Here is a 25,708-nt window from a genome sequence, read left to right as displayed (position 1 = left end):
GGATCACCGGGTGTCAGTGGCGGCCCAGGGCGGGCCGGGGGCCTGTCCTGGCCGGAGCGCTGCGCTGCGACGGGTCGGGCACGAGCACGGCCACGCTCAGGCGCTCGTCGGAAAACAGGCGCTGAGCCACCGAACGGACCTGTTCGGCCGTGACGCCTCGCAAGGCATCCATCAGGCGCGCCGCGCTGCCGGGGCCGAGCCCGTTGATCCACCAGGTGCCCAACTCCTGCGCCTGGTTGTAGACCGAGTCGAGTTTGTAGATTTCGCCCGCGGCCCACTGGGTCTTGACCCGCTGCAGCTCGGCCTGGCCCACGCCCTCGCGCGCGATCCGGTCCAGCTCGGCGCGCAGCGCTTTCTCGACCTCGGCCACGGCCACCCCCGCCGACGGCACCGCGGTCAACGTGAACTGCGCCGGACCGCGTCCCAGCGGCCCAAACCCAGCCCCCGCGCTGTCCGCCAGCCGGACACCACCCGCGCCCTGCACCAGCGCCCGGTCCAGCCGGGCGCCGCTGTAGCCGTCGAGCAGCGCGGACAGCACGACCAGCGCCAGCGCATCGCGAGATCCCTCATCGCGGGCGTCGGGGTCCTTCAGGCGCGGCATGGGCCAGGCCAGGGCGACCATGGCCTGCTCGGTCGCGGCGCGGTACTCCATGCGCCGCACCCCGGTCTGCGGCGGTTCGTCGCGCGGCTTGCGTTCGGGCAGCGCGCGGGCGGGGATGCGGCCGTAAATGGACTCCGCCAGCGCGCGCACCCGGTCAGGCTCCACATCACCCGCCACCACCACGGCGGCGTTGCCCGGCACATACCAGCGGCGGTGGAAGTCGCGCACGTCCTGCGGCGTCATCGCGTCCAGGTCGCTCATCCAGCCGACCACCGGCCGGCGGTACGGATGCGCTTGCAGCGCCATGGCACCGAAGGCCTCGAACATGCGCGCCCGCGGCGACTCCTCGGTGCGCTGGCGCCGCTCCTCCTTCACCACCTCGATCTCGCGCCGGAACTCGTCGTCGCTCCAGCGGTTGTTCACGAAACGGTCGGCCTCCAGCCGCATCACCGCCTCCAGATGGCGCGCGGGCACCTGCTGGTGGTAGGCGGTGGCGTCGCGGCTGGTAAAGGCGTTTTCGCGGCCGCCCAGCGCCGCCACGCGGCGGGAGAACTCGCCCGGCGCCAAACTGGGCGTGCCCTTGAACATCATGTGTTCGAGCACATGGGCCACGCCCGAGGTGCCGTCCACCTCGTCCATCGAGCCCACCCGCACCCACAGCATGTGCACCACGGTGGGCGCCCGCCGGTCGGGCTGCACCAGCAGGGTCATGCCGTTGGAGAGGGTGTAGGTCCGGGCGGCTTCGGAGGCGGACGCGGCGGCGGACCAGAACAGGGCCAGCGACAGCAGACCCCGCATCAGGGAGGAAAAAGCTCGTTTCATAGAATCCTGTGGATTCCAAAGATTGAAACATGTTCTCGTTCTTCCGAAAAAAACCGCCCGCCCCCGCACCGGCACCTGAACCGGCCCCAGCCGCCGCGCCCGCCCCGGCGGCACCGGTCGTCCCCCAGGCCACGGTGCCCACAGTGTTCAGTCCACCGGCCCCGCCTGCGGCGCCCGAACGCAAGGGCTGGCTGGACAAGCTCAAGGCCGGCCTGCGCAAGACCGGTTCAAGCATCGCCACCGTCTTCACCGGCACGCAGATCGACGACGCGCTCTACGAGGAGCTGGAGACCGCGCTGCTCATGGCCGACACTGGCGTGAAAGCCACCGAGCACCTGCTGGCCGATCTCAAGCGCCGCGTCAAGGAGTCGAAGACCACCGATCCGGCGGCCGTCAAGGGCCTGCTGGCCGACGCGATTGCCGACCTGCTTGCGCCGCTGCAGAAGCCGCTGGTGATCGGCGAGCACAAGCCGACCGTGATCATGGTCGCGGGGGTCAACGGCGCGGGCAAGACCACCTCCATCGGCAAGCTCACGCGCCACCTGGCCAACGAAGGCGCCAGCGTGCTGCTGGCCGCGGCCGACACCTTCCGCGCCGCCGCGCGCGAGCAGCTGGCCGTCTGGGCCGACCGCAACACGGTGGAAATCGTGACGCAGGAAGGCGGCGACCCGGCGGCCGTGAGCTTCGACGCGGTCAGCGCCGGCAAGGCGCGTGGCCGCGACGTGGTGCTGGTGGACACGGCCGGCCGCCTGCCGACGCAGCTGCACCTGATGGAGGAACTCAGGAAGATCAAGCGCGTGGTGCAGAAGGCCGACGGCACGGCGCCGCACGAGGTGCTGCTGGTCATCGACGGCAACACCGGCCAGAACGCGCTGACACAGGTCAAGGCCTTCGACGAAGCGCTGCAGCTCACGGGTCTGGTCATCACCAAGCTCGACGGCACGGCCAAGGGCGGCGTGGTCTGCGCCATCGCGCGCGAGCGGCCGGTGCCGATCTACTTCATCGGTGTCGGTGAAAAACTCGAAGACCTGGAAACCTTCAGCGCGCGCGAATTTGCGCAGGCCCTGCTGAACTGAACGCCTATTCGTCTTCGGTGTAGCCACGCCACTGCTTCATCGCGTTGCGCATGGTCAGCATCTGGCGTTCGAACTTGGGGCAGGCCTTGCACATCAGCAAATGCAGGCGCAGCCCGATGCGGTCTATCCACGGCAGTTGGCGGTCTTCACGGGCCACCATCAGTGCGGTGGCCTCCTTGCAGGTGCGGCGAAACGGGTAAGCGGCCTTCATGTCGTGTGTGCTCGTCCAAACCAGTTCAGTTCCAGGCACTCCCGCAGGCGCAGGCGGGCCCGGTGGAGCTGGACATAGAGGTTGGTCGGCGTCAGCCCCAGTTCCTTACAGATCTCGTCGCTGGAGAGCTCCAGCCATTCGCGCATCAGGAACAGACGTCCCTGCACCGGCGGCAGCTTTTCAGCGCAGGCGTTGAGCACGGCCATGAACTGGCGGCTGCCCAGCGACTGCTCGGGATCGCCCCAGTCGGCCGGCATCTGGGCGTGGTGACCGTCGGCCTTGAAGGCCATGTGCTCCAGCGGATCGGCGCTGTCGTCGTCCGAGCCGCTGTCCAGCGTCACCTCGCGCTGGCGCTGGCGCAGGATGTCGATGATCTTGTGCTTGAGGATGCCCACCAGCCAGGTGCGCATCTGGGAACGGCCCTCGAACGCCTGCGGCCTGGCCAGCGCGGCCAGCAAGGTTTCGGAAACGGCGTCCTCGGCCCATGCGTCGTTGCGCAGCTGCAGGCGCGCAAAACGCAGCAGGTAGGTGCGGCACTCGGCCACCTGGGTCTCGAAGTTGGGCGGGTTCTGGGTCATGGCCATTGGGCGATTCGCTGCGAGTGTAAGGAACCGACCCACGGAGGAACGAGAAATATTTTTGTGCGGCGTGTAAGAACCGGAAGACCCGACAGACAGACACGCAACCGCCTGGTGCCAACCACACAGCCTGGCGGTTGAACCTCAACCCAACAGGAGTCCCTTCCATGAACCAACGCACCATGATCTCCACCGCCGCCGCCTCGCTGATGTCGCTGGCGCTGCTGTCCGGCCCCGCCCTGGCCCAGGACGCGGCCAAGGAAAAATGTTTCGGCATCGCCAAGGCCGGGCAGAACGATTGCGCCAACCTCTCCGGCACGCACTCCTGCGCCGGCCAGTCCAAGGCCGACAACGACAAGGGCGAGTGGAAGTACGTCGCCGCAGGCACCTGCAAGACCATGGGCGGCCTGTCGATGGACGAGGCCAAGATGGGCATGAAGAAGTCCTGATCCGCAGCCGGCGATCACACTCTGCAAGTCCGCCACCATGACCACGCCCGCTCATCGGCCTTCTGCCGCAGCGCCCGAGGTGGGCATCGGCTGGCGGCACCCCCACTATGCGGCGCTGCTGGAACAGCAGCCAGCCCTTGACTTCCTGGAAGTCCATTCGGAGAACTTCTTCTCCCCCGGTGGTGCCGCGCTCGCGGTGCTGCGCGAGGGCCGGGAGCGGTACGCGGTGAGCCTGCACGGCGTGGGCCTGTCGCTGGGCTCGGCACAGGGTGTCGACGAGTGGCATCTGGCACAACTGGCCCGGCTGGTCCAGGCCATCGATCCGGTCCGTGTCAGCGACCACGCCAGCTTCGCGCGGGGTGCGGCGCTTCACGCCGCCGACCTGCTGCCCGTGCCGCTGAGCCGCGCGGCGCTCGATGCCATGTGCACGAACGTGCAGCGCGTGCAGGACCGCCTGGGCCGCCCCATCGCGGTGGAGAACCTCTCGGCCTATGTGCAGTGGCGCGGCGCCGAGATGGACGAGCCCGATTTCCTCAACACGCTCGCGCGGCGCAGCGGCTGCGGCCTGCTGGTCGACGTGAACAACGTCTTCGTGAACGCCCTCAACGCCCAGCTGCGTAGCGAGCACAGCGATCCGGTGGGCGCGTGCCGGCGCTGGCTGGACGCCATCGGGCCGCACCATGTCGCTGAGCTCCACCTCGCCGGCCACCGACACTGCGGCGACATCGTGATCGACGACCACGGCAGCCGCGTCGACGAACGGGTCTGGGCGCTGTACCGCCACGCCATCGGCCGCTTCGGTGCCGTGCCCACCCTGATCGAATGGGACACGGACGTGCCTGAACTGGCCGTGCTGCTAGCTGAGGCCGCCCACGCCCGCGAGGCCGCGGCGCAGGTGCTGGCCCCGGCCACCGACCAACAGACGGTCGCCGCATGAGCACCCCGGACTCCCTCACGCTGGCGCAGCAACAGCAGCTTCTGCTGGGCGCCCTGTTCGCGCGTCCGGGCAATGACCGGCACACGGCCGACGCGCGCCTGAACGCGCAGCTTGATGTGCGGCACGCCCAGACCGCGCGGGGCCTCGCGGCCTACCGCAGCAACGGCCACGCCATGGCCGAGCGCGCGCTGCAGGCCGCCTACCCGGTGATCGCCGCGATGCTCGGCGAGCAGAATTTCGCGCTGCTCTCGCGCGATCTCTGGCACAGCCACCCGCCGAGCCGCGGCGATCTCGCGCAGTGGGGCGACGCCCTGCCCGTCTTTGTGCAGCACAACGCGCAGCTGAGCGACGTGCCCTACCTGGCCGACGTCGCGCGCGCCGAATGGGCGCTGCACCGCGCCGCCAGCGCCGCCGACGCCGACCCCAACCCGGCCAGCTTTGTGCGACTGGCCAGGGAAGACCCGCAGGGCCTTGCCCTCACGCTCAGCCCAGGCACCAGCGTGGTGGGCAGCCGCTACCCGGTCGCCAGCCTGGTCACGGCCCACCTGCACGGCCGGCCCAGTCTGACCGAGGCGGCCCAGCGGCTGCGCGAGCAGCGGGGCGAGCACGCGCTGGTGTGGCGGCAGGGCCTGCGTCCGCACATCGCGGCCATGGGGCCTGCCGCCGCCGCGCTGGTGCAGGCGCTGCTGGGCGGCGCCGACCTGCCCTCGGCCCTCGACGCGGCCTGCGCCGCCGACACGGAGCCCCCGTCCTTCGACTTCCCGGCCTGGCTCACCGCCGCCGTCACCGACGGGCTGGTCATCGGCGTGCAGCGCCTGACCGACCCCGTCACCCACCTGGAGATGACCCCATGAACGCGACCCTGCTGCAACGCGGCCTGAACCTCTGGAACACCGTCACCGACGTCCTGGACAGCGCACGACCGCTGGCCGCGCTGCTCGCCCGGGCCTACCTGGCCCAGGTGTTTTTCCTCTCCGGCCTGACCAAGCTGCGCGACTGGGACACCACGCTGCTGCTGTTCACCGAGGAATACCGGGTGCCCCTGCTCTCGCCCGGTCTGGCGGCGGTCATGGGCACCGCGGGCGAGCTCGTGCTGCCGCTGATGCTGCTGCTCGGCCTGGCCGGACGCTTTGCGGCGCTGGGCCTGAGCGTCGTCAACGCAGTGGCGGTGCTCAGCCTGTCCGAGATCGCGCCGGCCGCGCTGCAGCAGCACATCACCTGGGGCGTGCTGCTGGCCGCTCTGGCGCTGTACGGCGTTGGCCGCTGGTCGGTGGACGGTCTGTGGCTCCAGCCGCGGTTGGCCCGCTGGCTGGGGTCTCCGGCCGCGCAGCCGCTGCGCGCGACCGTGAACAGGTAAGCTCGCGCAGGGGACCCCACCGAACGTCCCCGCCGCCTGGAGCCCCGCTTGGCAGACCTGTCCGCGCCCCCCTTCTCCACCCCATCAGGCCACCATGCTGGATAAGGCCCTCCAGCAGGCCCTGCGACCGGCCCTGGGGCGCGCGGGCGCGGTGCTGGTGCGTCTGGGCGTGGGCGCCGACGCGGTCACGCTGGCCGGCTTTGTCACGGGCATGGCGGCTGCGCTGGCCATCGGTGGGCGGCAGTTCGTGGCGGGGCTGGCGCTGCTGCTGCTCTCGCGCCTGCTCGACGGGCTGGACGGTGCGGTGGCGCGCGCCTCGGCGCCCACCGACCGCGGCGGCTTCCTGGACATCACGCTGGACTTCCTGTTCTACGCCGCGATCCCGCTGGGCTTTGCCTTCGCAGACCCCGCGGCCAACGCACTGCCCGCCGCCGTGCTGCTGGCCAGCTTCATCGGCACCGGCAGCAGCTTCCTGGCCTTCGCCGCACTTGCGGAGAAGCGCGGCCTCACCGACACCGCTCTGCCGGGCAAGAGCCTCTACTTTCTCGGTGGCCTGACCGAAGCGACCGAGACCATCGCGGCCTTCGCCGCCATGTGCCTCTGGCCAGCGGCGTTTCCCGCCCTTGCCTGCGGCTTCGCCGCGCTGTGCGCCCTCACCGCGGCGCTGCGCATCGGCTGGGGCTGGCAGCGGCTGCGCGACGGCGCCTGAGGACCAGCCATGAACCTGCGCAAACTCCTGCTTCTGGTGGCCGTGCTGATCGGCATCGCCGCCTTCTTCGCCTTCGACCTCGGCCGCTTCTTCAGCCTCGACTTCCTCAAGGAGAGCCAGGCCCGTTTCGCGGCGCTGCGCGAGCAGCAACCGCTGGCCCTGGCCGCCGGCTACTTCCTCGTCTACGTGGCGGTCACCGCGCTCTCGCTGCCCGGCGCCACCATCGTCACGCTGGCCGGCGGCGCCATCTTCGGCCTGGGTTGGGGTCTGCTGCTGGTGTCGTTCGCTTCCAGCATCGGCGCCACGCTGGCCTTTCTCACTGCGCGCTTTCTGCTGCGCGAGAGCGTGCAGCGCCGCTTCGGCCAGCGCCTGGCCGAGGTGGACAAGGGCATCGAGAAGGACGGTGCCTTCTACCTGTTCACGCTGCGCCTGATCCCGGTGGTGCCCTTCTTCGTCATCAACCTGCTGATGGGCCTCACGACGATGAAGGCCTGGACCTTCTACTGGGTCAGCCAACTGGGCATGCTGGCCGGCACCGCCGTGTACGTGAACGCGGGCACGCAGCTGGGCCAGCTGGAATCGCTGCAGGGCATCGTCAGCCCCGGCCTGCTGGGCAGCTTCGTGCTGCTGGGCCTGTTCCCGCTGATCGCGCGCAAGGTGGTCGAAGCGGTGCAGCAGCGCAAGGTGTATGCGAAGTGGGCCAGCGTGCGTCCGACGACGTTCGACCGCAACCTGATCGTGATCGGCGCGGGTGCAGGTGGCCTGGTCTCGGCCTACATCGCCGCTGCGGTGAAGGCCAAGGTGACGCTGATCGAGGCGCACAAGATGGGCGGCGACTGCCTGAACTACGGCTGCGTGCCGAGCAAGGCGCTGATCAGGAGCGCCAAGCTGGCGCACCAGATGCGCCATGCCTCGCACTACGGCCTCACCGACGCCACGCCCGCGTTCAGCTTCAAGGCGGTGATGCAGCGCATCCATGACGTCATACAGGCCATCGCTCCGCACGACAGCGTGGAGCGCTACACCGGCCTGGGCGTGGAGGTGCTGCAGGGCCACGCGAAGCTGGTGAACCCGTGGACCGTGGAGATCGCGCTCAACAGTGGCGGGACGCAGCGCCTGACCGCGCGCAGCATCGTCATCGCCGCCGGCGCGCGCCCCTTCGTGCCGCCGCTGCCCGGCCTGGACGACGTGGGCTATGTCACCAGCGACACGCTGTGGGACGAATTTGCCCAGCTCGACGAGGTCCCGAAGCGCCTGGTGGTGCTGGGCGGCGGGCCCATCGGCTGCGAACTGGCGCAGGCCTTTGCGCGGCTGGGTGCACAGGTGACGCAGGTGGAGATGGCGCCGCGCCTCATGGTCCGAGAGGACGAGGAGGTGTCCGCGCTCGCGAAGGCGGCGCTCGAAGCCGACGGCGTAACCGTGCTGACGGGCCACAAGGCGCTGCGCTGCGAGGCCGTGAACGGCGAAAAGACGCTGGTGGTGGCGCATGGCGGCACCGAGCAGCGCATCGCCTTCGACCAGCTGCTGTGCGCCGTCGGCCGCGTGGCGCGGCTCACCGGCTACGGGCTGGAGGAACTGGGCATCCCGACCAGCAAGACCGTCGAGACCAACGAGTACCTGCAGACCATCTACCCCAACATCTACGCCGCGGGCGACGTCGCCGGGCCGTTCCAGTTCACCCATGTGGCCGCGCACCAGGCCTGGTACGCGGCGGTGAACGCGCTGTTCGGCGATTTCAAGAAGTTCAAGGCCGACTACTCGGTCATCCCCTGGGCCACCTTCATCGCCCCCGAGGTGGCGCGCGTTGGCCTGAACGAGCAGGAAGCGAAAGAGAAGAACATCCCCTACGAGGTCACGACCTACGGCATCGACGACCTCGACCGCGCCATCGCGGACAGCGAGGCCCACGGCTTCGTCAAGGTGCTGACCGTGCCGGGCAAGGACCGCATCCTGGGCGTGACCATCGTCGGCACGCAGGCGGGCGACCTGCTGGCCGAATACGTGCTGGCCATGAAGCACGGCCTGGGCCTGAACAAGCTCCTGGGCACCATCCACACCTACCCCACGCTGGCCGAGGCCAACAAGTACGCGGCCGGCGAATGGAAGCGGGCCCACCAGCCGCACCGGCTGCTGGCCTGGGTCCAGAAGTACCACGACTGGAAGCGCACATGAACGCCTGGACCACGGCCTTGCACATCACGGCACTGACGGGCGCGCTGGCGGGTGCGCAGGCGCAGACCCTGCCGCCGCTGACCCAGGCCAACGGCGCACTGCACCCCGGCTGGCGCTACGTCGGCTTCCCGAAGCAGAAGGCCCAGATCCCGCCCACGCTCATCGAGGCCGGCCAGGTCGAGGGCCAGGCCGGGGTGAAGGTCGTCACCGCGTCGTCCTACGGCACCCTGGTGCACGACCTGAAGGACGCGCCGCCCGCACGCCTGCAGTGGCGCTGGCGGCTGGACCAGCCGCTCTCCGGCGGGCAGGCCAAGCCGGACCTGACGACCAAGGCGGGCGACGACGCCGCTCTCAAGGTCTGCGCCATGTTCGATCACCCGCTGGAGCGCGTGCCTTTTGTCGAACGCACGGTGCTGCGCATCGCGCGCAGTGTCAGCGGCGAAGCGCTGCCCGCGGCCACGGTCTGCTACGTGTGGGACACCGGCCACGCCGCCGGCCTGCAGGGCGCCAACCCCTACTCCCGGCGCGTGCGCTACATCAGCCTGCGTGGCGATGAAACACCAACAGGCCAGTGGGTCACGGAGAGCCGGGATCTCGCGCAGGACTTCATCACCCTCTTCGGCGACGAACTGCCACAGGGTGCGCAGTCGCCGCGCGGCGAGCTGCCCATGGTCGCCACGGTGCTGATCGGCGCCGACAGCGACAACACCGCCAGCCGCAGCAGCGGCTGGGTGGCCGACCTGCGCTGGACCGCCTCCGGCCCCTGATGTCACACCCCGTAACATCGGGGCCCATGCACCACGGAATCAAGAAGCTGCTGCTGCTCGGCGCCGGGCACGCCCATGTCCATGTGCTGTCGCGGCTGGCGCAGCAGCGGCCGGCCGATCTGGACATCACGGTCGTCACGCCCTACCCCCACCAGACCTACAGCGGCATGGTGCCGGGCCTGGTGGCGGGCCGATACAGCGAGTCCGACTGCCAGATACCGCTGGAGCCGCTGCTGCGGGCCGCGGGCGCCAAGTGGGTGCGCGCGCGCTGCAGCGGCATCGATGCCACCGGCAGGCGGGTGCGCCTGAGCCCGGCCGGCCAGAGCCGTTCGCAGGACGAGATCCTGCCGCCCGACCTGCCCTACCACCTGCTCTCCATCGACACCGGCCCGGTGATCGACCGCCCGCGGCTGGAGAACGAGATGCCCGGTGCGGCGGCCAACGCGCTGATCGTGCGGCCCATCGAGGTCTTTGCCTCGCTCTGGCCCCAGGTGCTGGAACAGGCGCAGGCGCGGGCGCTGTCGGTGGCCGTGATCGGCGCCGGCGCGGCCGGGCTGGAACTGCTGTTTGCGGCCGAGCAGTGCCTGCGCACCCGCGGGGCGCCTGGTGCCCGCTTCACCCTCATCACCGGCGGCGTGGAGCCAGCCGCCAGCTACCCCACCGGCCTGCAGGCGCGTGTGCTGCGTCGGCTCAGGCGGCTGGACATCACCGTGCTGCGCGACACCTGCGTCGGGCTGGCGCCGGGCGTGGTGAAGCTGGGCAGCGGCAGCGAACTGGCCTGCGACGTGCCCATGCTCGCCATCGGTGCCCACGCGCCCGCCTGGCTGCAAGGCAGCGGCCTGGCCCTGAGCGAATCGGGGCATGTGCTGGTCAATGAGTTCCAGCAGAGCACCAGCCACCCCGAGGTGTTCGCCGCAGGCGACGTGTGTGCCCGCGCCGACCGGCCGCACCCCCGCAACGGCGTCTACGCGGTGCGCGCCGGTCCGCCCTTGGCCGAGAACCTGCTCGCGGCCCACGAAGGTCGGCCATTCAAGCCGCACCACCCGCCTGCCCACACGCTGAACCTGATCTCCTGTGGCGCCGGCCACGCCATCGCCAGCTGGGGGCCGCTGCACGCCGAAGGCGGCTGGATCTGGCGCTGGAAAGACCACATTGACCGCGCCTTCATGGCGAAGTACCTTCAGCCCACCGCATGAGCACGCCATGAAACTCGGCTACACCATCACCTACGTCCCGGACGTCGCCGCCTCGCTGACCTTCTTCGAGCAGGCGTTCGGTTTCAAGCGCCGCTTCCTGCACGAGAGCGGCACCTATGGCGAGCTGGACACCGGAGAGACCACGCTGTCGTTCGCCGCCCACGAACTCGGTGACATGAACTTCGCCGGCGGCCACGTGCATGCCGACAGCTCGGCCCAGCCGCTGGGTTTCGAGATTGCGCTGGTCACGGACGATGTGCCGGCCGCGCACGCCCGGGCGGTGGCGGCCGGCGCGCGCGAGATGGCGCCGCCGTCGCAGAAGCCCTGGGGCCAGGTGGTGTCCTATGTGCGCTGCCCGGACGGTCTTCTGGTGGAGTTGTGCACGCCGGTCGGCGCCTGACACCGGTTCACCCCGCATCCTCCGTGCGGGGGACACGGGCAACGGCCGAGGCACCGTTTCTGCTTGCACCATGTCGTCCCGTCCAATGGAGCGCACCATGCCGCAGCAAGTCACCGTTCCCCTCACCTGGCAAATGGCGCCCAGCGCGCTCACCCAACCCATCCTGCCGAACTGGCAGTTCCACCTGTTCAACGTCAACCTCGGCACCTCGTCCAACCCCGCCGTGGAACAGGCGGCGCTGGAACGGGTGGGCAGCTACGGCCGGCAGATCGGCCACCTGGCCGAGGCGCTGGAGCTGATCGTGAAAAAGACGAAGCTGCTGGAGAGCAAGGACCTGACGCCGGCCGAGAAGGACGTGATCCAGGTGTTCCTGGGCGACGTCTCCACCATCCGGCAGATCAAGGCGTCGCTGTCGCCGTACTGAACGGAGCGGGGGTCGCTCAGCAAGCCAGCTGGTCGGCCAGGTGCAGCAGGTTCTTCGCGTGCCAGGTGTTGCCCGGTTGGGCCGACACGTCCTTGGGATGGGCCGCGCCGAACTCCAGCGGGCGTTCGATGTACGCGGTCTGCATGCCGCAGGCGCGGGCGGCGGCCAGGTCGTCGTGGTGGGCCGCGACCATCATCACTTCGCAGGGGTCGGCCTCGAACACCCCGGCCGCGCCAAGGTAGACGCGCGGGTCGGGCTTGTAGGCGCGGAACACCTCGGCGCTGAGCACGCAGTCCCACGGCAGACCGGCCGCCTTGGCCATGTCGGTCAGCAGGCCCAGGTTGCCGTTCGAGAGGCTGCAGATGGTGAAGCGCGACTTGAGCCGCGTGAGTCCGGCCACGCTGTCGGGCCAGGCCGCGAGCCGGTGCCAGACGCGGTTGAGGTTGGCACGTTCGGCCTCGCCCAGCGCTTCGAGGCCGAAGCGCGGCAGCAGGCGGTCGAGGATCTCGCGGTGCAGCACATCGAGCCTCACGAAGCCGCGCCCGCCCGAGCGCACCGCTTCCATCGCCGGCTGGTAGCCCGCACGCCAGGCGAGTGCGAAGGCGTCGGCGTCCACCTGCGGAAAGCGTTGCTGCACCTCACGCACGATGGAGCCGTGCCAGTCGACGACGGTGCCGAAGATGTCGAAAACCAGGACGCGGGGCGCCGTCACAGACGCACCTTCGACAGCCGCTTCGCGTTGGACACCGCCTTGCGGTGCACCGGGGCCAGGCCTTTTTCGGCGATGGCAACCGCCACCGACTGCATGCGCCGGGTCGCCGTCAGCGACGCCGCCTGCTTGCGCGGCCAGGGCGCGAGACCGACCGTCCACAGCGAGGACCAGATCTGCTGCTGCAGGCGCAGCGACTCGGTCGTCATGGCCATCCACGAGAGCACAAAGGCCTGCTGCTTCTCGGCCACCATGCCGGCGAACTCTTTCTGGTCGCGGCGGGACGGCCGGGCACCGGCCGCGGCCATGCGGTGGATGCGGTGGGCCATCACCTGCGGCACCACCCAGGCGGTTTCGATGGTCTTGCGCCCGAGGGTGCTGGCGGTCTTGAGATTTCGGCGACTCATGATGGTCCTTCCGAGGGAACAGAAACGTACTGGGCATGCAGCGCGAGGGCCACTCGGTCGATCAGGTTCAGCGGCATGGGCCGGTTCAGCGGAAACGCTAGGTTGCCCTTCTCATTGCGCCAGGGCGCGAGCTCGGCCACCAGTGCCGCGTCGTCGGCGACCGGTGGGTAGACGCCGACGTGGCGCTTGAAAGCCGCCGCATAGAAAAACACCCGGCCCTGGCCCGGTCCGGCGCGAAAGGCCGGCATCCGGTAACTGATGCAGGGCCGCGCGCCGGGAATCAGTGCCTGCACGCGCGCCAGGATCTCGCGCAGCACCGGCTGCACGTCCTCCGGCAAGGCCGCGAGGTAGGCGGCGTGGTCAGCGAAGGCCGGTCCCATTGTTCACGCCTCGGCTGTGCAGGTCGCTCAGGCCACCTGCAGCCGCACACCACCGGCCTGCGCCGGCACGATCTCGCCCACCTCGGCCGCGGCCTCGAAGCCGTGGCGGCGGAACACCGCCAGCACCTGGTCCACCGCGTCGGCCGAACAGGCCACCAGCAGGCCGCCGCTGGTCTGCGGGTCGGTCAGCAGGGCCTGGTCCACCGGCTGCAGGCCGTCGCCCAGCCGCACCTCGCCACCGTAGGCGGCCCAGTTGCGGCCGCTGGCGCCCGTCACCAGGCCCTGCGCGGCCAGCTCGCGCACCCCGCCGATCAAGGGCACGCAGGCCATGTCGAGCCTCACCGTGGTGTCCGAACCGCGCGCCATTTCCAGCGCGTGGCCGGCCAGACCGAAGCCGGTCACGTCCGTGAGCGCGTGCACGCCGTCGATGGCCGCGAGGTCCGGTCCGGGGGTGTTGAGCTTCGTCGTGTTCGCGATCATCTGCGCGTAACCGTCGGCGCTGAGCGCGTCTTTCTTCAGCGCGGCCGACAGCACGCCCACCCCCAGCGGCTTGCCCAGCACCAGGCGGTCGCCCACCTTCGCGTCCGCATTGCGCTTGACGCGCTTCGGGTGCACCAGGCCAAGCGCCACCAGGCCGTAGATGGGCTCGACCGAATCGATGGTGTGGCCGCCCGCAATCGGGATGCCGGCGGCGCTGCAGACGGCGCGGCCGCCTTCGAGGATCTTGCCGATGGTCTCGGTGCTGAGCACGCTGATCGGCATGCCCACCAGGGCCAGCGCCATGATGGGCGTGCCGCCCATGGCGTAGACGTCGCTGATGGCGTTGGTGGCGGCGATGCGGCCGAAGTCGAACGGGTCGTCGACGATGGGCATGAAGAAGTCGGTGGTGGCGATCAGCGCCTGCTCGTCGTTGAGCTGGTAGACGGCCGCGTCGTCGGCGGTCTCGATGCCCACCAGCAGCTCCTTGGGAATGGGCATGGCACTGGTGCCTTTGAGGATTTCGCTGAGCACGCCGGGGGCGATCTTGCAGCCGCAGCCGCCGCCGTGCGAGAGGCTGGTGAGGCGGGGCTGGGTGTGGGCGGGCGTGGACGGGGCGTTCATTCGGATCTCCGTGGTGGACTGGTACTCATCGATGGATCGGGCCGGGCCGGCCGCTCCTGCCGCAGGCCAGCCAGCGCCCGCAACAGGGCGGCGCGCTCGGCCGCGGGTTCGAACAGCGGCGCTCTGGCCGAACATTGTGCGTGCAGGGCGGCCAGGGCGCCGCTCCCATCGGCGATGTCCCTGCGGCATTCGCGCAGCCGCGCCGCCAGCGCCGCCGCATCACCGACCGGGAAATAGCCGCCGTAGTCGGGCCCCAGCATGCCCACATTGCCGTCCATGCGCGAGGCCAGCACCGGTGTGCCGGACAGCGCGGCTTCCATGATCACGTGGGCGCCGCCTTCCATGCGGCTGGGGTGGACCAGCAGGTGGGCGCGCTGGATGCGGCGGCGCGTGGCCTCGTGCGGCTGGCCACCGAGCCAGCGGTAGTGCGGGCAGGCGGCGGCCGTGGCCCGCGCCAGATCGGCCAGCGCCGGATCAAGGGCGTTGCCGATGTGGTCGATCAGGATGCCCTCGTCGGGGTGCAGCAGGCGCGCGGCCTCCAACACGGTCTGCGGCGACTTCTCCTCGCGCAGGTGCCCCACCACCACGGCACGCAGATGCGCGCGCGTTTTGTCCAGGGCCTGGCGCCGCGTGCTCGACTGGAACACCACATGGCACTTGCCACGATGGACCTCGGGCAGGGCCAGCGGCGCCAGCGCCTGCAACACGATCAGGCGGTGCGCCAGCGCCAGCGAGCGCTGTGCGCTGGCGTCCGTCCGGATGTCGCGGTAGAGGTCGGTGCCGGTGAGTGCGAGCACCAGCGGGCGGTGCGGATGGGCCTGGGCCCACGCGGCCACGCTGGCGGCCGAGCGGCGCGCGTGCAGCGCGAGCAGCAGGTCCGTGCCATCGTCGGGCGTGCCGCGATCGGGCCACTGTGCGGCCAGTCGAACCTCATAATGCCCGCCAAGCATGCGCGCCCAGCGGCGCGCGGTCTGCCAGTTGCCGTTGTTGGCATCGGCCAGCGCCGGCGTCACGAGACACAGGGAAGGTTTTTTCATGACAGGACCACAGAGCCCCGCGATTGTGTCCGAAGCCGAGACCGCGCGCTGCGGTGGCAAGGCGCTGCTGGCGCAGGCGCTGACCGACGCACGCGAACGCAGCATGGCGCTGTTCGGAGCCTCGCAGGCCGCGCTGGGCCCGGACCTGCGTGTTCCCTGCACGCCCGAGCTCAACCCGCCGCTCTGGGAGCTGGGCCACATCGGCTGGTTCGCGGACTGGTGGCTGGCGCGCAACCCGCAGCGCGGGCGCGGTGTGGCGGCCGACCCTGCCGTGCCGCGCCGCCCGGCGCGCCAGGCCGCCCGGGGGGTGGACGCCGACGCGCTCTACAACTCCAGCGAAGTGCCACACGACCGCCGCTGGCAGCTGGACCTGCCGGATGCCGACGCGGTGCGCGCCGACCTCGCCGCCAGCCTGGCCGACACGCTGGCCCTGCTGGAGCACGCTCCCGAGGACGACCAGGGCCTGTACTTCTTCCGGCTCGCGCTGTTCCACGAGGACATGCACGCCGAGGCCGCGATGTACATGGCGCAGACGCTGGGTTTCGACCCTGTGGTCCGCTTGCCGCAGACCGGTCGCGGCGCGCATGCGACCGGCTTTCTGGACATCGACGCCACCACCTGGACCCTGGGCCGCAGCGGCCCCGGCTTCGCCTTCGACAACGAACTCGGACCGCACGCGGTGCCCGTCGCGGCCTTCGAGATCGACGCGCAGCCCGTGAGCTGGGCCCGGTTCCTGCCCTTCGTCGAACACGGCTCGTATGCGCAGCGCCGCTTCTGGAGCGCGCCAGGCTGGATCTGGCGACTCTCGCAGGAGCGGCAGGCGCCGCGCCACCTGCGCCGCACGCCGCAAGGCTGGGAACAGCAGCGCTTCGGCCGGTGGCAGGCGCTGGACCTGTCCGCGCCGGCCAGCCACCTCAGCGCCTTCGAGGCGCAGGCCTGGTGCGCCTGGGCCGGGCGGCGGCTGCCGACCGAGGCCGAGTGGGAAGTGGCCGCGCAGCGGCCCGGCTTCCGCTGGGGCGAGGTCTGGGAATGGACGGCCAGCCCCTTCGCGCCCTATCCCGGCTTCGTGCCGCACCCCTACGTGGACTACTCCCGCCCCTGGTTCGACGGCCGGCCGGTGCTCAAGGGCGCCAGCGCCTTCACCGTGCCGCGCATGCGCCACCCGCAGTACCGCAACTACTTCACGCCCGAACGCAACGACATCCTGGCCGGGTTCCGCTCGGTCGCGCTGGCCTGAGCGCCGCCACGTTCACGCCGCGGGCGCCCAGAACACGCTGAACCAGCCGCGCCCGTCGGTCCAGTGCGTGGCCGCGCCAAAGCCGGCTTCGCGCAGCAGGGCCTCGAAGGCTTCTGGCGTCCACTTGTACGAGTGCTCGGTGTGCAGGCGCTCGCCGTCCGCGAAGTGGCGCGCGCCGCCGGGCCAGCGCACGGTCTGCGCACCGTCCGACGCGAGATGCATCTCGATGCGCGAGGCGGCCTCGTCGTAGAAAGCCACGTGGCGCCAGCGCGCGGGCGCGAAGTCGCTGCCCAGCAGGGTGTTGACATGCAGCAGCAGGTTGCGGTTGAAGGCCGCCGTCACACCCAGCGGATCGTCATAAGCGGGCTCGAGCACGGCCTTGTCCTTCACGCGGTCCACGCCGATGAGGATCCCGCCGCCCGGACCGCCGGCCGCGCACATCTCACGCGCCTGGCGCAGCAGGGCCAGGGCCTCGCCGGGGCCGAAGTTGCCGATGCTGGAGCCGGGGTAGAACAGACAGCGCGGCGCCGCCGCCAGGTCGTGCCGCTCCAGCCAGTCCGCCGCGGCCGGCGGCAGCGCCAGCCGCGCCGAGAAGTCCAGGCCCAGGCCCAGCATGGGCAGCTGGCGGTGCCGCTGCTGCAGCTGCGCCATGGCGTCCCGCAGGTAGTCCACCGAAATGTCCACCGCCACATAGGCCCCGGGCCGCAGCACGGGGAACAGCCGCGCGGCCTTGGCGCAGCTGCCGGCGCCCAGGTCCACCAGCACTGCGCGCGGCGGTACCTGCTGCGCCATGGCGGCGCCATGGGCCGCAAAGATGGCCGCCTCGGTGCGGGTGGGGTAGTACTCCGCCAGCTCGGTGATGGCGTCGAACAGGCGCGAGCCCAGCGCGTCGTAGAAGAACTTGGGCGCCGCCCGCGCGGGCTCGGCCAGCAGCCCCGCTGCCAGCTCCGCACGCAGGGCCGCGTCGTCGCTCTGGTGGATCTGCACGAACTGCGGCGCGGCGGTGAGCAACATGGGTTCTCCGGTGGATGGGCAGCGGGGACCCGTTTTATAAACCGCTCCCGGCCACGACGGCGCCGGTCTTCAGGTGTAATAGCCGCTCTTTGTCCCTCTTGATCGGATAACCCATGACCATCTCCCGCACCCGCCGCGCACTTTTGACCTGCGCCGTGCTCGCCTCCACGACCCTCACCCCGCTCGCCCATGCGCAGCAAACGGTGTTCCGGGTCACCGCCATTCCCGACGAATCGCCCACCGAGCTGGCGCGCAAGGCCGCGCCGCTGATGAAGTACCTCGAAGCCAAGCTGGGCATGAAGGTCGAGTTCACGCCGGTCACCGACTACGCCGCTTCGGTCGAAGCCCTGGTCAACAAGAAGGTCGACCTGGCCTGGTTCGGCGGCTTCACCTTCGTGCAGGCCCACGTGCGCTCCGGCGGCAAGATGGTCCCGCTGGTGCAACGCGAGGAAGACGAGAAATTCAAGTCGGTCTTCATCACCAGCGACCCCGCCATCAAGGCCCTGGGCGACCTCAAGGGCAAGGACGTGTCCTTCGGCTCGCAAAGCTCCACCAGCGGCCACCTGATGCCGCGCAGCTTCCTGCTGCAGGCCGGACTGAACCCCGAAAAGGACTTCAGGCGCGTGGCCTTCAGTGGCGCGCACGACGCGACCATTGCCGCCGTGGCCTCGGGCAAGGTGCAGGCCGGCGCGCTGAACATCTCGGTGTGGGACAAGTTCGTGGCCGAGAAGAAGGTGGACACCGAGAAGGTCAAGGTCTTCTACACCACCCCGCCCTACTACGACTACAACTGGACGGTGCACGCCGACATGCCGGCCGCCACGCGCCAGAAGCTGGCCGACGCCCTGCTCTCGCTCTCCAAAGCCACGCCCGAAGGCAAGGAAATCCTGGAGCTGCAGCGCGCCACGAAGTTCGTGCCGACCAAGGCCGAGAACTACCGTGGCATCGAGGCCGCCGCGCGCAGCGCCGAGCTGCTGTGACCGGACGGGGCTGAACACTTGAAAGCCGCCCTGCAAGCCGCCACGGCGCGGCACCCGGCCGCACGCCCCGGCACCCCACCCACGCTGCGCGGGCTGGAGCTGCAGGTCGCCGCGGGCGAGCAGGTGGCGGTGATCGGCCCCAGCGGCGCGGGCAAGACCACGCTGCTGCAACTGCTGGCCGGCGCCCTGCCCCCCAGCGCCGGCGTGCTGCAGCTGGACGGTCAGTCGCCCTGGCACCTGCCCCGCACCGAGCTGCAGCGCCTGCGCGGCCGCCTGTTCCTGGCGCCCCAGGTGCCGCCGCTGCCGCCGCGCCAGCGCGTGGTCACATCGGTGCTCGCCGGCCGCCTGCCGGCGATGGGCACCTGGCAGAGCCTGCGCTCCCTGTTCTATCCGGTGGACATTCCCGCCGCGTTCGAGGCGCTGGACCGTTTCGACCTGGCCGACAAGCTGTTCGAGCGCGTCGACCGGCTCTCGGGTGGCGAACGCCAGCGCGTGGGTCTGGCGCGTGCCCTGCTCTCGCCGGCCTCGCTCTGGCTGATCGACGAACCGCTCTCTGCCCTGGACCCGACCCGCGCCAGCCAGGCCATCGACACCCTGCTGTCGGCCGCGCGCGAACGCGGCACCACCCTGGTCGCCACGCTGCACCAGGTGGACGTGGCGCTGGCGCATTTCCCGCGCATCGTCGGTCTGCGCGACGGCGCCATCGCCTTCGACCTGCCGGCCGCGCAGGTCGGTCGCGAACGCCTGGCCGCGCTGTACGCGCAGCACGAGCACGAGCTCACGGGTCAGGCGCCGGAGTCGCCCGAACCCGTTCAGGCGCCACAACCCGTGGTGATGCACTGCCGCTGACCCGATGAGCGCCGCCACCCTTCCTGTGCACACCGCGCCCACGCGCGACCCGGCCTGGCTGCCGCGGCTGTTCTGGGCCGGCGCCGGCCTGGTGCTGCTCTGGCCGCTGCTGGTGGCCACCGAGTTCAGGCCGTGGGCGATGTTCGAGGAACAGAGCCTGCGCGTGAGCGGCCAGTTCATCGCCAGCTTCTGGCCGCTGGCGCATTCGGGCGAGTTCCTCGCCATGGTGCTGAGGGAGACCTGGCGCACCGTGGCCATGGCCACCGCGGGCGTCACGCTGGCGCTGCTGATCGCGGTGCCGCTGGCGCTGCTGTCCACGCAGGTGCTGTCGGTCTCGGCGCTGTCGGGCCGCATGGCGCGCGGGCCGTTCTGGCTGCGCCAGCTCGCGCGCTGGGCTCTGATCGTGCTGCGCAGCATTCCCGAGCTGGTGTGGGCGCTGGTCTTCGTGCGCGTGGTCGGCCTCGGCCCCACGGCGGGCGTGCTGGCGATCGCCCTCACCTACGGCGGCATGCTGGGCAAGGTCTATGGCGAGATCCTGGAGAGCGGCGAGACGCACCCGGCCCAGGCCCTGCTGCGCAACGGCGCCGGCCGCCTGCAGGCCTTCTTCTACGGCCTGCTGCCCGCCAGCGCGGCCGAACTCACCAGCTACTCCGTCTACCGCTGGGAATGCGCGATCCGCTCCTCGGTCATCCTCGGTTTTGTGGGCGCGGGCGGCCTGGGCCAGCAGATGGACAACTCGATGAAGATGTTCAACGGCGGCGAGGTCGCGACCATGCTGCTCGTGTTCATGGCCCTGGTCGCGCTGGCCGACCGCACCAGCGCCTGGCTGCGGAAGGTGCTCGGATGAAGCAGCCCCGCGCCGCCAACGACACCTACCGGCTGCCGCCGCCGCTGTTCGACGCGCGCTGCAAGGCCTGCTGGTTCACCGTCGGTCTGCTGGCGCTGGTGGTGGCCAGCTTCTGGAGCCTGGACCTGCAGTGGGCGCAGTTCTTCTCGGCCGAGGCGGCGGCCAGCATGGGCCGGTTCGTGGGAGAGTTCTTCCCGCCCGAGACCTCGTCCGCCTTCCTGCACAAGGTGACCGTGGCGGCGTGGGAGACGCTGGCCATGTCGGCCGTGGGCACGCTGCTGGCCGCCGTCGCCGGGCTGGCGCTGGCCCTGCCGGCCGCGCGGCTGCACGCGGGCGACACGGCACGGACCCGCGCCCCCACGCGCCTGCTGCTCAACGCGTTGCGCAGCGTGCCCGAGCTGGTCTGGGCCGCGCTGCTGCTCATCTCGGCCGGCCTTGGGCCGCTGGCCGGCACGCTGGCGCTGGCGCTGCACACCACGGGCGTGCTCGGCCGCCTGTTTGCCGAAGCGGTGGAGAACGCCCCCCCTGGCCCGGCCGAGGCGCTGCGCGCGCAGGGCGTGGGCCACGGCCGGGTGTTCCTCTACGCCACGCTCCCGCAGGTGCTGCCGCAGCTGCTGAGCTACACGCTGTACCGCTGGGAGAACAACATCCGTGCCGCCGCCGTGCTGGGCGTGGTCGGCGCGGGTGGCCTGGGCCAGTTGCTGGCCTTCCACATGGGCCTGTTCCACATGCCCAGGACGGCCACGGTGCTGTGTGCGATGCTGCTGCTGGTGGCGCTCGTCGACGCCGCCAGCCTGGGCGCGCGGCGCTGGATGACGCGCTGACCTTCGGCGACGGCGCCGCACGCCCCGGGCACGCGCCATGCCGGGCACGGCGATCACCTCCGCTGGCACCAGCGGCCACAGGGCATGGGCCGCACCGCCAGCGACATCAGCAAGGGGAACACCGGATGAACATCACACCCGCCGCCCTCGCCACGCCGCTGCAGCGCCGCTACCAGTCCGTGCGCGACCAGTCCCTGGCGCTGGCGGCCCCCCTGTCCGAGGCCGACTGCCAGGCGCAGTCCATGCCGGACGCGAGCCCGACCAAGTGGCACCTGGCCCACACCACCTGGTTCTTCGAGACCTTCGTGCTCGAACGCTTCGAGGCGGGCTTCCAGCCCTTCGACCCGGCGTTCCGCGTGCTGTTCAACAGCTACTACCAGGGCGTGGGTGACCAGTACCCGCGGCCCCAGCGTGGCCTGGTCACGCGGCCCGGCATGGCCGGGGTGCGGGCCTACCGCGCGCAGGTGGACCGCCGCATCGCCGCCCTGCTCGCGCGAGGGGACACACCCGAGTTGACCGCGCTGGTGGAACTGGGCCTGCAGCACGAACAGCAGCACCAGGAGCTGCTGCTCACCGACATCAAGCACCTGCTCGCCTGCAATCCCACCGACCCGGTCTACCGGGAGCACTGGCCGCTGGTGCCGGTGGCGCCGGCCCCGCTGCGCTGGGTGGCCTTCGAGGGTGGCCCTGCCTTGATCGGACACGCGGACGATGACGGCTTCGCCTTCGACAACGAAACCCCGCGCCACAGCGTGCTGCTCACGCCGCACGCGCTGGCGAACCGGCCGGTGACGCACGGCGAATGGCTGGCCTTCATGCACGACGGCGGCTACAGCAACCCGCGCTGGTGGATGGCCGCGGGCTGGGACTGGGTGCGCGCGCAGCGCGTCGAGGCACCGCTGTACTGGCGCAAGGACGAGAATGCGGGCGGCGGCCCCGCGCAGCACGGCGACTGGACCTGCCTCACCCTGCACGGCCGCGTACCCATCGACCCGCACACGCCGGTGGTGCACATCGGCTGGTTCGAGGCCGACGCCTACGCGCGCTGGTGCGCCGCGCAGCAGGGCGAGCCGATCCGGCTGCCCACCGAGGCCGAGTGGGAACACGCGGCGCAGACGCTGGGCGCCGGACTGCAGGCGCACGGCAACTTCATGGACAGCGGCGCCCTGCATCCGCTGCCCCTGGCCACAGACCAGCCGGGTCTGCAGCAGATGGGCGGCGACGTGTGGGAGTGGACCGCCAGCGCCTACCTGCCCTACCCCGGCTACCGGCCCTGGACCGGCGCCGTGGGCGAATACAACGGCAAGTTCATGATCAACCAGATGGTGCTGCGCGGCGGCTCGTGTGCCACCCCGCGCGATCACATCCGCGCCAGCTACCGCAACTTTTTCCCGACCGACGCGCGCTGGCAGTTCAGCGGTGTGCGCCTGGCCAAGGACCTCTGATACAGCGCTGCGGCGGCCCGGCGCCCTCACTGCGGCTGCAGGCGCAGCAGCTGGCCCCGGACGTGGTCGGTGAGCAGGTAGACGAGGCCGTCCGGCCCCTGGCGCACATCGCGCACCCGCTGGTTGAGGTCGGGCAGCAGCTTTTCTTCCTTCTGCAGCTTGCTGCCGTTGAACTTCAGCCGCACCAGGTAGCGGAACTTGAGCGAGCCCACCAGCATGCTGCCCTTCCAGTCCTTGCCGTAGCGCTCGCTGGTGACCCAGGCCATGCCGGACGGCGCAATGGAGGGCACCCAGTAGTGCAGCGGCTGTTCCAGGCCGTCCTTGCTGGTCAGGCCCTCGCCGATGGCGCCGCCGCCGTAGTTCTCGCCATAGGTGATCACGGGCCAGCCGTAGTTTTTGCCCGGCTCGGGGCGGTTGATCTCGTCGCCCCCCTGCGGGCCGTGTTCGCTGGTCCAGAGCCGGCCGTCCGGTCCGATGGCCGCGCCCTGCAGGTTGCGGTGGCCAAAGCTCCAGATCTCGGGCAGCGCACCAGGCTTGGTGGTGAAGGGGTTGTCGGGCGGCGCGCTGCCGTCCTTGCGCAGACGCACCACCTTGCCGTGGTGGTTGTCCAGGGTCTGCGCGTCGTCCATGCGCTGGAAGCGGTCGCCCAGCGTGAGGAACAGGGTGTGGTCCTTCGCTTCGGCGATGCGGCAGCCGAAGTGCACCCGGCTGGCGAACTTCGGCTTCTGGCTGAAGACCACCTTCACGTCTTCCAGCTTCGTGGCATCGTCCGACAGCCGGGCCGAGGCGAGCGCGGTGGAGTTGCCACCGGCGCCTGGCTCGGAGAAGCAGAAGTAGATGGTGCGGTTGCGCTCGAACTGGCTGTCGGTGACCACGTCCAGCAGGCCACCCTGGCCGACCGCGTCGACCTTGGGCACACCGGCCAGCGGCGCACCGATGTGCCCATCGGGTTCGACCACGCGCATGCGGCCGGGGCGCTCGGTGACCAGCATGCGACCGTCGCCGATGAAGGCCAGGCCCCAGGGATTCTGCAGGCCGTTGGCCACCACCTCGACCGAGGGCGAGGCCGCGAACACAGGGCCGGCGACAAGCACCAGTGCACCCAGCCAGCAAGCACCGTGGAACCGGCTTCGCCGGGCCACAGGTGCTGTCCCCCCTCGCAGGGGGGAAGACGCGAAGCGGCGCAGGGGGGTCTTCATATTCCACCTCCGAACGGGCGAACGCCAAACAGAAAGGCGTGCGCCCACATCACTGTCAAACCATAGAGCGCCAAGCCGCCCACCACCGCGATCAGGTCGTTGGCGCCGCTGGTGGGCAGCGCCGGTACGGGGCGCAGCAGGCCCGCCTGCGCGCGGCGCTTGAGCGAGACGCGGTCGGCCGCGGCCCAGAGCAGGAAGCCGCCGAACAGCAGCACGTCTGCCAGGCTGCCGCCGGTGACCGACTGCGCCAGCAGGTGGCCCAGCGCCCAGAGCTTGACGGCCAGCAGCATGGGGTGTTTGGTGGCGCGCTGGATGCGCCCCGGCAGGTAGGCCGCCAGCAGCAGCACGAACACAGGCAGCAGCAGCAGCGCGGCCAGGTGGCGCATGCCACCCGGCAGGCTGTAGAGCAGCACCGGGTTCTCGCGCGCCAGGCCGTAGCCCCAGACGATCAGGCCCAGACCCACGGCCGCGGCCAGCGAATACAGGCCCTTCCAGGCGCCCTCGCCCATCTGCGCCACCAGGCGGTCGCGCGCGGCGGGCGCCACGATGGCCACGGAATGCACACCCAGGAACAGCAGCAAACCCAGGATCAGCACGGACATGAAACCTCCTTGAAGAGAGAGCGGGACACCTCGGCCATCGAAGGCCGGGCGGCAGGGTCGGTGTCCAGGCAGGACGCGACCAGCCCGGCGATCATGGCACGCAGCGGATGGTCTGGCGGGGCCGCCAGGCAATCCCCCAGTTCTTCCAGCAGGCAACCGAAGGCGCGCACCTCCAGCGCCTGCAGCGCACGGGCCAGCGCCGGCTGGTCGGCCGGCAGCAGCGCAGCGGCGCCGAAATCGCTGAGCAGCGCGTCGCCCGTGGCCGCGTGCCACAGGATGTTGTGGGCGTAGAGGTCGCCGTGCACCACGCCGTGCGCGTGCAGGTGGGCCACCGCCTCGGCGATGCCGCGCAGCAAGCGCAGCGCCGGCCCGGCGCCCAGGCGCCAGCCGGCGGGGTAGACGTCGCGCGTGCAGCTTTGTAGGCTCGGCGGCCCCGCCAGCAGCACGTGACCGGCCGGTATCAGCGGCAGCAGCATGCCCAGCACCCCGTCCGGGTGGCCCTGCAGCCGGGCCACGGGGGTGCACAGCGCGGGATGGGCACCGGCCGCGCCCCCGGCGGCCATCTCGTGTTCGGGCAGGCCGTCGCTGGTGACCGCGCCCTTGAACAGCTTGAGCGCCAGTGCACCGGGCCAGCCGGCGACGGTGGCGCGCACGGCCCGGCCCGACGCGCCCTCGCCCAGCGGCTCGCCCAGCGTGAGGTCGGCCCAGTCCACCACCGGCAGTTGCAGCGGCGGCACCGCCCAGCCCAGCGGGTTGCCGGCCAGCGCCAGCCAGGACAGGCGCGGCAGGCGCAGCAGCCAGTCGGGCAGCCGCTGGAAGCGGTTGGCCGAGATGCGCAGCAGCTCCAGCCGCTGCGCACCGGCCAGCCCTTCGGGCAGGGCCTGCAGCCGGTTGCCGGCGAGCATGAGCTTCTGCAGGCGCGGCCGCTCGCCCACCACATCGGGCAGGGTGTCGATGGCGTTGTCGGTGAGGATCAGCCAGCGCAGGGCCGGTGGCAGCGAGGCCGCGGGCACCCAGGCGATGCGGCAGGCCTTGAAGCCCACCATCTCCAGCGCCGGGCAGTCGCCCAGCACCTCGGGCAGGGTGGTGAAAGGGTTGTCCGAAGCGAAGATGACCTTGAGCCGCCGCAGCCGCGGCAACCACGCAGGCAGTGTGGTCAGGCGGTTGCCGCTGAGGTTGAGCACCTCCAGCGAATCGGCCAGACCGAGCACCTCGGCGGGCAGTTCGGTCAGGCCGCAGGAGAGGTCCAGGCGGGTGGCGCCGGCCAGGTCGCCGCGCCGCAGTTGTTCGAGTGTGTGCATTAGGCACGGATTATGAAATCCGGCTCTCGACAAACGGCATCAGGCTCCTAGAATGAAATTCACAACCATTCATTCAT

At 70.8% G+C, this 25,708-nt stretch carries 29 protein-coding genes; 17 read left to right on the top strand and 12 right to left on the bottom strand.

The annotated features are described in order from the left end of the window. Positions 1-13: 13 nt before the first annotated feature. Positions 14-1,423, bottom strand: a complete 1,410-nt coding sequence (locus RCO38_RS20420; RefSeq protein ID WP_308330286.1) for a M16 family metallopeptidase — start codon at positions 1,421-1,423, stop codon at positions 14-16. Positions 1,424-1,452: 29 nt separating this feature from the next. Between RCO38_RS20420 and ftsY the strand changes: the two genes are divergently transcribed. After that, on the top strand, positions 1,453-2,499 hold the full coding sequence (gene ftsY, locus RCO38_RS20415; RefSeq protein WP_308330285.1) for a signal recognition particle-docking protein FtsY: 1,047 nt from the start codon (positions 1,453-1,455) through the stop codon (positions 2,497-2,499). A gap of 4 nt (positions 2,500-2,503) precedes the next feature. Here ftsY and RCO38_RS20410 read toward each other — a convergent pair whose 3' ends face one another. Both RCO38_RS20410 and RCO38_RS20405 read right to left on the bottom strand, forming a co-directional pair. Beyond that, entirely contained in the window at positions 2,504-2,710 is a 207-nt protein-coding gene (locus RCO38_RS20410) for a zf-HC2 domain-containing protein (protein WP_308330284.1), read from the bottom strand. Further along, a complete protein-coding gene (locus RCO38_RS20405) occupies positions 2,707-3,288 on the bottom strand; it encodes a sigma-70 family RNA polymerase sigma factor (RefSeq protein WP_374694566.1) in 582 nt (193 codons plus the stop codon). The genes RCO38_RS20410 and RCO38_RS20405 overlap by 4 nt, the downstream gene beginning before the upstream one ends. Before the next feature lie 167 nt (positions 3,289-3,455). On the opposite strand from RCO38_RS20405, the gene RCO38_RS20400 reads away from it, so the two are divergent. From RCO38_RS20400 to RCO38_RS20355, 10 genes are all read left to right on the top strand, one after another. Next, entirely contained in the window at positions 3,456-3,737 is a 282-nt protein-coding gene (locus tag RCO38_RS20400; RefSeq protein ID WP_308330282.1) for a BufA1 family periplasmic bufferin-type metallophore, read from the top strand. Between the two features lie 37 nt (positions 3,738-3,774). After that, positions 3,775-4,674 (top strand): MNIO family bufferin maturase, encoded by a 900-nt coding sequence (gene bufB, locus RCO38_RS20395; protein ID WP_308330281.1) that lies wholly within the window; start codon positions 3,775-3,777, stop codon positions 4,672-4,674. Further along, positions 4,671-5,528, top strand: coding sequence for a DNA-binding domain-containing protein (locus RCO38_RS20390; RefSeq protein ID WP_308330280.1), 858 nt, complete (start codon positions 4,671-4,673; stop codon positions 5,526-5,528). The genes bufB and RCO38_RS20390 overlap by 4 nt, the downstream gene beginning before the upstream one ends. Continuing rightward, a complete protein-coding gene (locus RCO38_RS20385) occupies positions 5,525-6,031 on the top strand; it encodes a DoxX family protein (RefSeq protein ID WP_308330279.1) in 507 nt (168 codons plus the stop codon). Before RCO38_RS20390 ends, RCO38_RS20385 begins: the two co-directional genes overlap by 4 nt. A 94-nt stretch (positions 6,032-6,125) precedes the next feature. Then, the gene (locus RCO38_RS20380) at positions 6,126-6,740 is read left to right on the top strand and encodes a CDP-alcohol phosphatidyltransferase family protein (RefSeq protein ID WP_308330278.1); all 615 of its coding nucleotides are present in this window, start codon (positions 6,126-6,128) and stop codon (positions 6,738-6,740) included. Between the two features lie 9 nt (positions 6,741-6,749). Then, positions 6,750-8,912, top strand: a complete 2,163-nt coding sequence (locus RCO38_RS20375; RefSeq protein WP_308330277.1) for an FAD-dependent oxidoreductase — start codon at positions 6,750-6,752, stop codon at positions 8,910-8,912. After that, positions 8,909-9,679 (top strand): DUF3047 domain-containing protein, encoded by a 771-nt coding sequence (locus RCO38_RS20370; protein WP_308330276.1) that lies wholly within the window; start codon positions 8,909-8,911, stop codon positions 9,677-9,679. Before RCO38_RS20375 ends, RCO38_RS20370 begins: the two co-directional genes overlap by 4 nt. 26 nt (positions 9,680-9,705) lie before the next feature. Then, positions 9,706-10,875: an FAD-dependent oxidoreductase gene (locus tag RCO38_RS20365; protein ID WP_308330275.1), complete on the top strand. Its 1,170-nt coding sequence runs from the start codon at positions 9,706-9,708 to the stop codon at positions 10,873-10,875. Positions 10,876-10,882: 7 nt separating this feature from the next. Continuing rightward, positions 10,883-11,275, top strand: a complete 393-nt coding sequence (locus tag RCO38_RS20360) for a VOC family protein (RefSeq protein ID WP_308330274.1) — start codon at positions 10,883-10,885, stop codon at positions 11,273-11,275. Positions 11,276-11,345: 70 nt separating this feature from the next. Beyond that, positions 11,346-11,699 carry a hypothetical protein gene (locus tag RCO38_RS20355; protein ID WP_308330273.1) on the top strand — a complete coding sequence of 118 codons (354 nt, stop codon included), beginning with the start codon at positions 11,346-11,348 and terminating at the stop codon, positions 11,697-11,699. Positions 11,700-11,715: 16 nt separating this feature from the next. Here the strand turns inward: RCO38_RS20355 and RCO38_RS20350 are convergent, their stop codons facing one another. From RCO38_RS20350 to senB, 5 genes are read right to left on the bottom strand one after another with little or no spacing between them, the layout of a single operon-like run. After that, complete coding sequence (locus tag RCO38_RS20350; protein ID WP_308330272.1) at positions 11,716-12,411, bottom strand: haloacid dehalogenase type II; 696 nt, start codon at positions 12,409-12,411, stop codon at positions 11,716-11,718. Next, a complete protein-coding gene (locus RCO38_RS20345; RefSeq protein ID WP_308330271.1) occupies positions 12,408-12,815 on the bottom strand; it encodes a polyhydroxyalkanoate granule-associated phasin in 408 nt (135 codons plus the stop codon). The genes RCO38_RS20350 and RCO38_RS20345 overlap by 4 nt, the downstream gene beginning before the upstream one ends. Further along, entirely contained in the window at positions 12,812-13,195 is a 384-nt protein-coding gene (locus RCO38_RS20340) for an iron chaperone (RefSeq protein ID WP_308330270.1), read from the bottom strand. Before RCO38_RS20340 ends, RCO38_RS20345 begins: the two co-directional genes overlap by 4 nt. 27 nt (positions 13,196-13,222) lie before the next feature. Then, entirely contained in the window at positions 13,223-14,296 is a 1,074-nt protein-coding gene (gene selD, locus RCO38_RS20335) for a selenide, water dikinase SelD (RefSeq protein ID WP_308330269.1), read from the bottom strand. Continuing rightward, on the bottom strand, positions 14,293-15,333 hold the full coding sequence (senB, locus tag RCO38_RS20330; RefSeq protein ID WP_308330268.1) for a selenoneine biosynthesis selenosugar synthase SenB: 1,041 nt from the start codon (positions 15,331-15,333) through the stop codon (positions 14,293-14,295). Before senB ends, selD begins: the two co-directional genes overlap by 4 nt. On the opposite strand from senB, the gene senA reads away from it, so the two are divergent. Further along, a complete protein-coding gene (gene senA / locus RCO38_RS20325) occupies positions 15,332-16,570 on the top strand; it encodes a selenoneine synthase SenA (RefSeq protein ID WP_308330267.1) in 1,239 nt (412 codons plus the stop codon). The genes senB and senA overlap by 2 nt on opposite strands. A 12-nt stretch (positions 16,571-16,582) precedes the next feature. Here the strand turns inward: senA and egtD are convergent, their stop codons facing one another. Continuing rightward, positions 16,583-17,584 carry an L-histidine N(alpha)-methyltransferase gene (egtD, locus tag RCO38_RS20320; RefSeq protein ID WP_308330266.1) on the bottom strand — a complete coding sequence of 334 codons (1,002 nt, stop codon included), beginning with the start codon at positions 17,582-17,584 and terminating at the stop codon, positions 16,583-16,585. A gap of 113 nt (positions 17,585-17,697) precedes the next feature. On the opposite strand from egtD, the gene RCO38_RS20315 reads away from it, so the two are divergent. From RCO38_RS20315 to egtB, 5 genes are all read left to right on the top strand, one after another. Beyond that, on the top strand, positions 17,698-18,564 hold the full coding sequence (locus RCO38_RS20315) for a putative selenate ABC transporter substrate-binding protein (RefSeq protein WP_308330265.1): 867 nt from the start codon (positions 17,698-17,700) through the stop codon (positions 18,562-18,564). Positions 18,565-18,582: 18 nt separating this feature from the next. Further along, positions 18,583-19,413 carry a phosphonate ABC transporter ATP-binding protein gene (locus RCO38_RS20310; protein WP_308330264.1) on the top strand — a complete coding sequence of 277 codons (831 nt, stop codon included), beginning with the start codon at positions 18,583-18,585 and terminating at the stop codon, positions 19,411-19,413. Between the two features lie 4 nt (positions 19,414-19,417). Further along, on the top strand, positions 19,418-20,260 hold the full coding sequence (locus RCO38_RS20305) for a PhnE/PtxC family ABC transporter permease (protein ID WP_308330263.1): 843 nt from the start codon (positions 19,418-19,420) through the stop codon (positions 20,258-20,260). Next, positions 20,257-21,084, top strand: coding sequence for a phosphonate ABC transporter, permease protein PhnE (phnE, locus tag RCO38_RS20300; RefSeq protein ID WP_308330262.1), 828 nt, complete (start codon positions 20,257-20,259; stop codon positions 21,082-21,084). The genes RCO38_RS20305 and phnE overlap by 4 nt, the downstream gene beginning before the upstream one ends. A gap of 125 nt (positions 21,085-21,209) precedes the next feature. Continuing rightward, positions 21,210-22,529, top strand: a complete 1,320-nt coding sequence (gene egtB / locus RCO38_RS20295) for an ergothioneine biosynthesis protein EgtB (protein ID WP_308330261.1) — start codon at positions 21,210-21,212, stop codon at positions 22,527-22,529. 26 nt (positions 22,530-22,555) lie between these two features. Here the strand turns inward: egtB and RCO38_RS20290 are convergent, their stop codons facing one another. The 3 genes from RCO38_RS20290 to RCO38_RS20280 are packed head-to-tail and all read right to left on the bottom strand — an operon-like array spanning position 22,556 to position 25,631. Next, positions 22,556-23,728: a PQQ-dependent sugar dehydrogenase gene (locus RCO38_RS20290; RefSeq protein ID WP_308330259.1), complete on the bottom strand. Its 1,173-nt coding sequence runs from the start codon at positions 23,726-23,728 to the stop codon at positions 22,556-22,558. After that, on the bottom strand, positions 23,725-24,330 hold the full coding sequence (locus RCO38_RS20285) for an NnrU family protein (protein ID WP_308330258.1): 606 nt from the start codon (positions 24,328-24,330) through the stop codon (positions 23,725-23,727). Before RCO38_RS20285 ends, RCO38_RS20290 begins: the two co-directional genes overlap by 4 nt. Beyond that, positions 24,318-25,631 carry a leucine-rich repeat-containing protein kinase family protein gene (locus RCO38_RS20280; protein WP_308330257.1) on the bottom strand — a complete coding sequence of 438 codons (1,314 nt, stop codon included), beginning with the start codon at positions 25,629-25,631 and terminating at the stop codon, positions 24,318-24,320. Before RCO38_RS20280 ends, RCO38_RS20285 begins: the two co-directional genes overlap by 13 nt. Positions 25,632-25,708: the final 77 nt, after the last annotated feature.

This window comes from Hydrogenophaga pseudoflava, from assembly GCF_031020795.1.
Taxonomy (GTDB): Bacteria; Pseudomonadota; Gammaproteobacteria; order Burkholderiales; family Burkholderiaceae_C; genus Hydrogenophaga; species Hydrogenophaga pseudoflava_A.
The sequence above is the reverse complement of the archived record's forward strand: the minus strand, read 5'-3'. Positions and strand labels throughout refer to the sequence as shown.

Coding starts and splice junctions, on each gene's coding strand:
- RCO38_RS20420 (WP_308330286.1), bottom strand. CDS start 1,423: ATGAAACGAGCTTTTTCCTCCCTGATGCGGGGTCTGCTGTCGCTGGCC.
- ftsY (WP_308330285.1), top strand. CDS start 1,453: ATGTTCTCGTTCTTCCGAAAAAAACCGCCCGCCCCCGCACCGGCACCT.
- RCO38_RS20410 (WP_308330284.1), bottom strand. CDS start 2,710: ATGAAGGCCGCTTACCCGTTTCGCCGCACCTGCAAGGAGGCCACCGCA.
- RCO38_RS20405 (WP_374694566.1), bottom strand. CDS start 3,288: ATGACCCAGAACCCGCCCAACTTCGAGACCCAGGTGGCCGAGTGCCGC.
- RCO38_RS20400 (WP_308330282.1), top strand. CDS start 3,456: ATGAACCAACGCACCATGATCTCCACCGCCGCCGCCTCGCTGATGTCG.
- bufB (WP_308330281.1), top strand. CDS start 3,775: ATGACCACGCCCGCTCATCGGCCTTCTGCCGCAGCGCCCGAGGTGGGC.
- RCO38_RS20390 (WP_308330280.1), top strand. CDS start 4,671: ATGAGCACCCCGGACTCCCTCACGCTGGCGCAGCAACAGCAGCTTCTG.
- RCO38_RS20385 (WP_308330279.1), top strand. CDS start 5,525: ATGAACGCGACCCTGCTGCAACGCGGCCTGAACCTCTGGAACACCGTC.
- RCO38_RS20380 (WP_308330278.1), top strand. CDS start 6,126: ATGCTGGATAAGGCCCTCCAGCAGGCCCTGCGACCGGCCCTGGGGCGC.
- RCO38_RS20375 (WP_308330277.1), top strand. CDS start 6,750: ATGAACCTGCGCAAACTCCTGCTTCTGGTGGCCGTGCTGATCGGCATC.
- RCO38_RS20370 (WP_308330276.1), top strand. CDS start 8,909: ATGAACGCCTGGACCACGGCCTTGCACATCACGGCACTGACGGGCGCG.
- RCO38_RS20365 (WP_308330275.1), top strand. CDS start 9,706: ATGCACCACGGAATCAAGAAGCTGCTGCTGCTCGGCGCCGGGCACGCC.
- RCO38_RS20360 (WP_308330274.1), top strand. CDS start 10,883: ATGAAACTCGGCTACACCATCACCTACGTCCCGGACGTCGCCGCCTCG.
- RCO38_RS20355 (WP_308330273.1), top strand. CDS start 11,346: ATGTCGTCCCGTCCAATGGAGCGCACCATGCCGCAGCAAGTCACCGTT.
- RCO38_RS20345 (WP_308330271.1), bottom strand. CDS start 12,815: ATGAGTCGCCGAAATCTCAAGACCGCCAGCACCCTCGGGCGCAAGACC.
- RCO38_RS20340 (WP_308330270.1), bottom strand. CDS start 13,195: ATGGGACCGGCCTTCGCTGACCACGCCGCCTACCTCGCGGCCTTGCCG.
- selD (WP_308330269.1), bottom strand. CDS start 14,296: ATGAACGCCCCGTCCACGCCCGCCCACACCCAGCCCCGCCTCACCAGC.
- senA (WP_308330267.1), top strand. CDS start 15,332: ATGACAGGACCACAGAGCCCCGCGATTGTGTCCGAAGCCGAGACCGCG.
- senB (WP_308330268.1), bottom strand. CDS start 15,333: ATGAAAAAACCTTCCCTGTGTCTCGTGACGCCGGCGCTGGCCGATGCC.
- egtD (WP_308330266.1), bottom strand. CDS start 17,584: ATGTTGCTCACCGCCGCGCCGCAGTTCGTGCAGATCCACCAGAGCGAC.
- RCO38_RS20315 (WP_308330265.1), top strand. CDS start 17,698: ATGACCATCTCCCGCACCCGCCGCGCACTTTTGACCTGCGCCGTGCTC.
- RCO38_RS20305 (WP_308330263.1), top strand. CDS start 19,418: ATGAGCGCCGCCACCCTTCCTGTGCACACCGCGCCCACGCGCGACCCG.
- phnE (WP_308330262.1), top strand. CDS start 20,257: ATGAAGCAGCCCCGCGCCGCCAACGACACCTACCGGCTGCCGCCGCCG.
- egtB (WP_308330261.1), top strand. CDS start 21,210: ATGAACATCACACCCGCCGCCCTCGCCACGCCGCTGCAGCGCCGCTAC.
- RCO38_RS20290 (WP_308330259.1), bottom strand. CDS start 23,728: ATGAAGACCCCCCTGCGCCGCTTCGCGTCTTCCCCCCTGCGAGGGGGG.
- RCO38_RS20285 (WP_308330258.1), bottom strand. CDS start 24,330: ATGTCCGTGCTGATCCTGGGTTTGCTGCTGTTCCTGGGTGTGCATTCC.
- RCO38_RS20280 (WP_308330257.1), bottom strand. CDS start 25,631: ATGCACACACTCGAACAACTGCGGCGCGGCGACCTGGCCGGCGCCACC.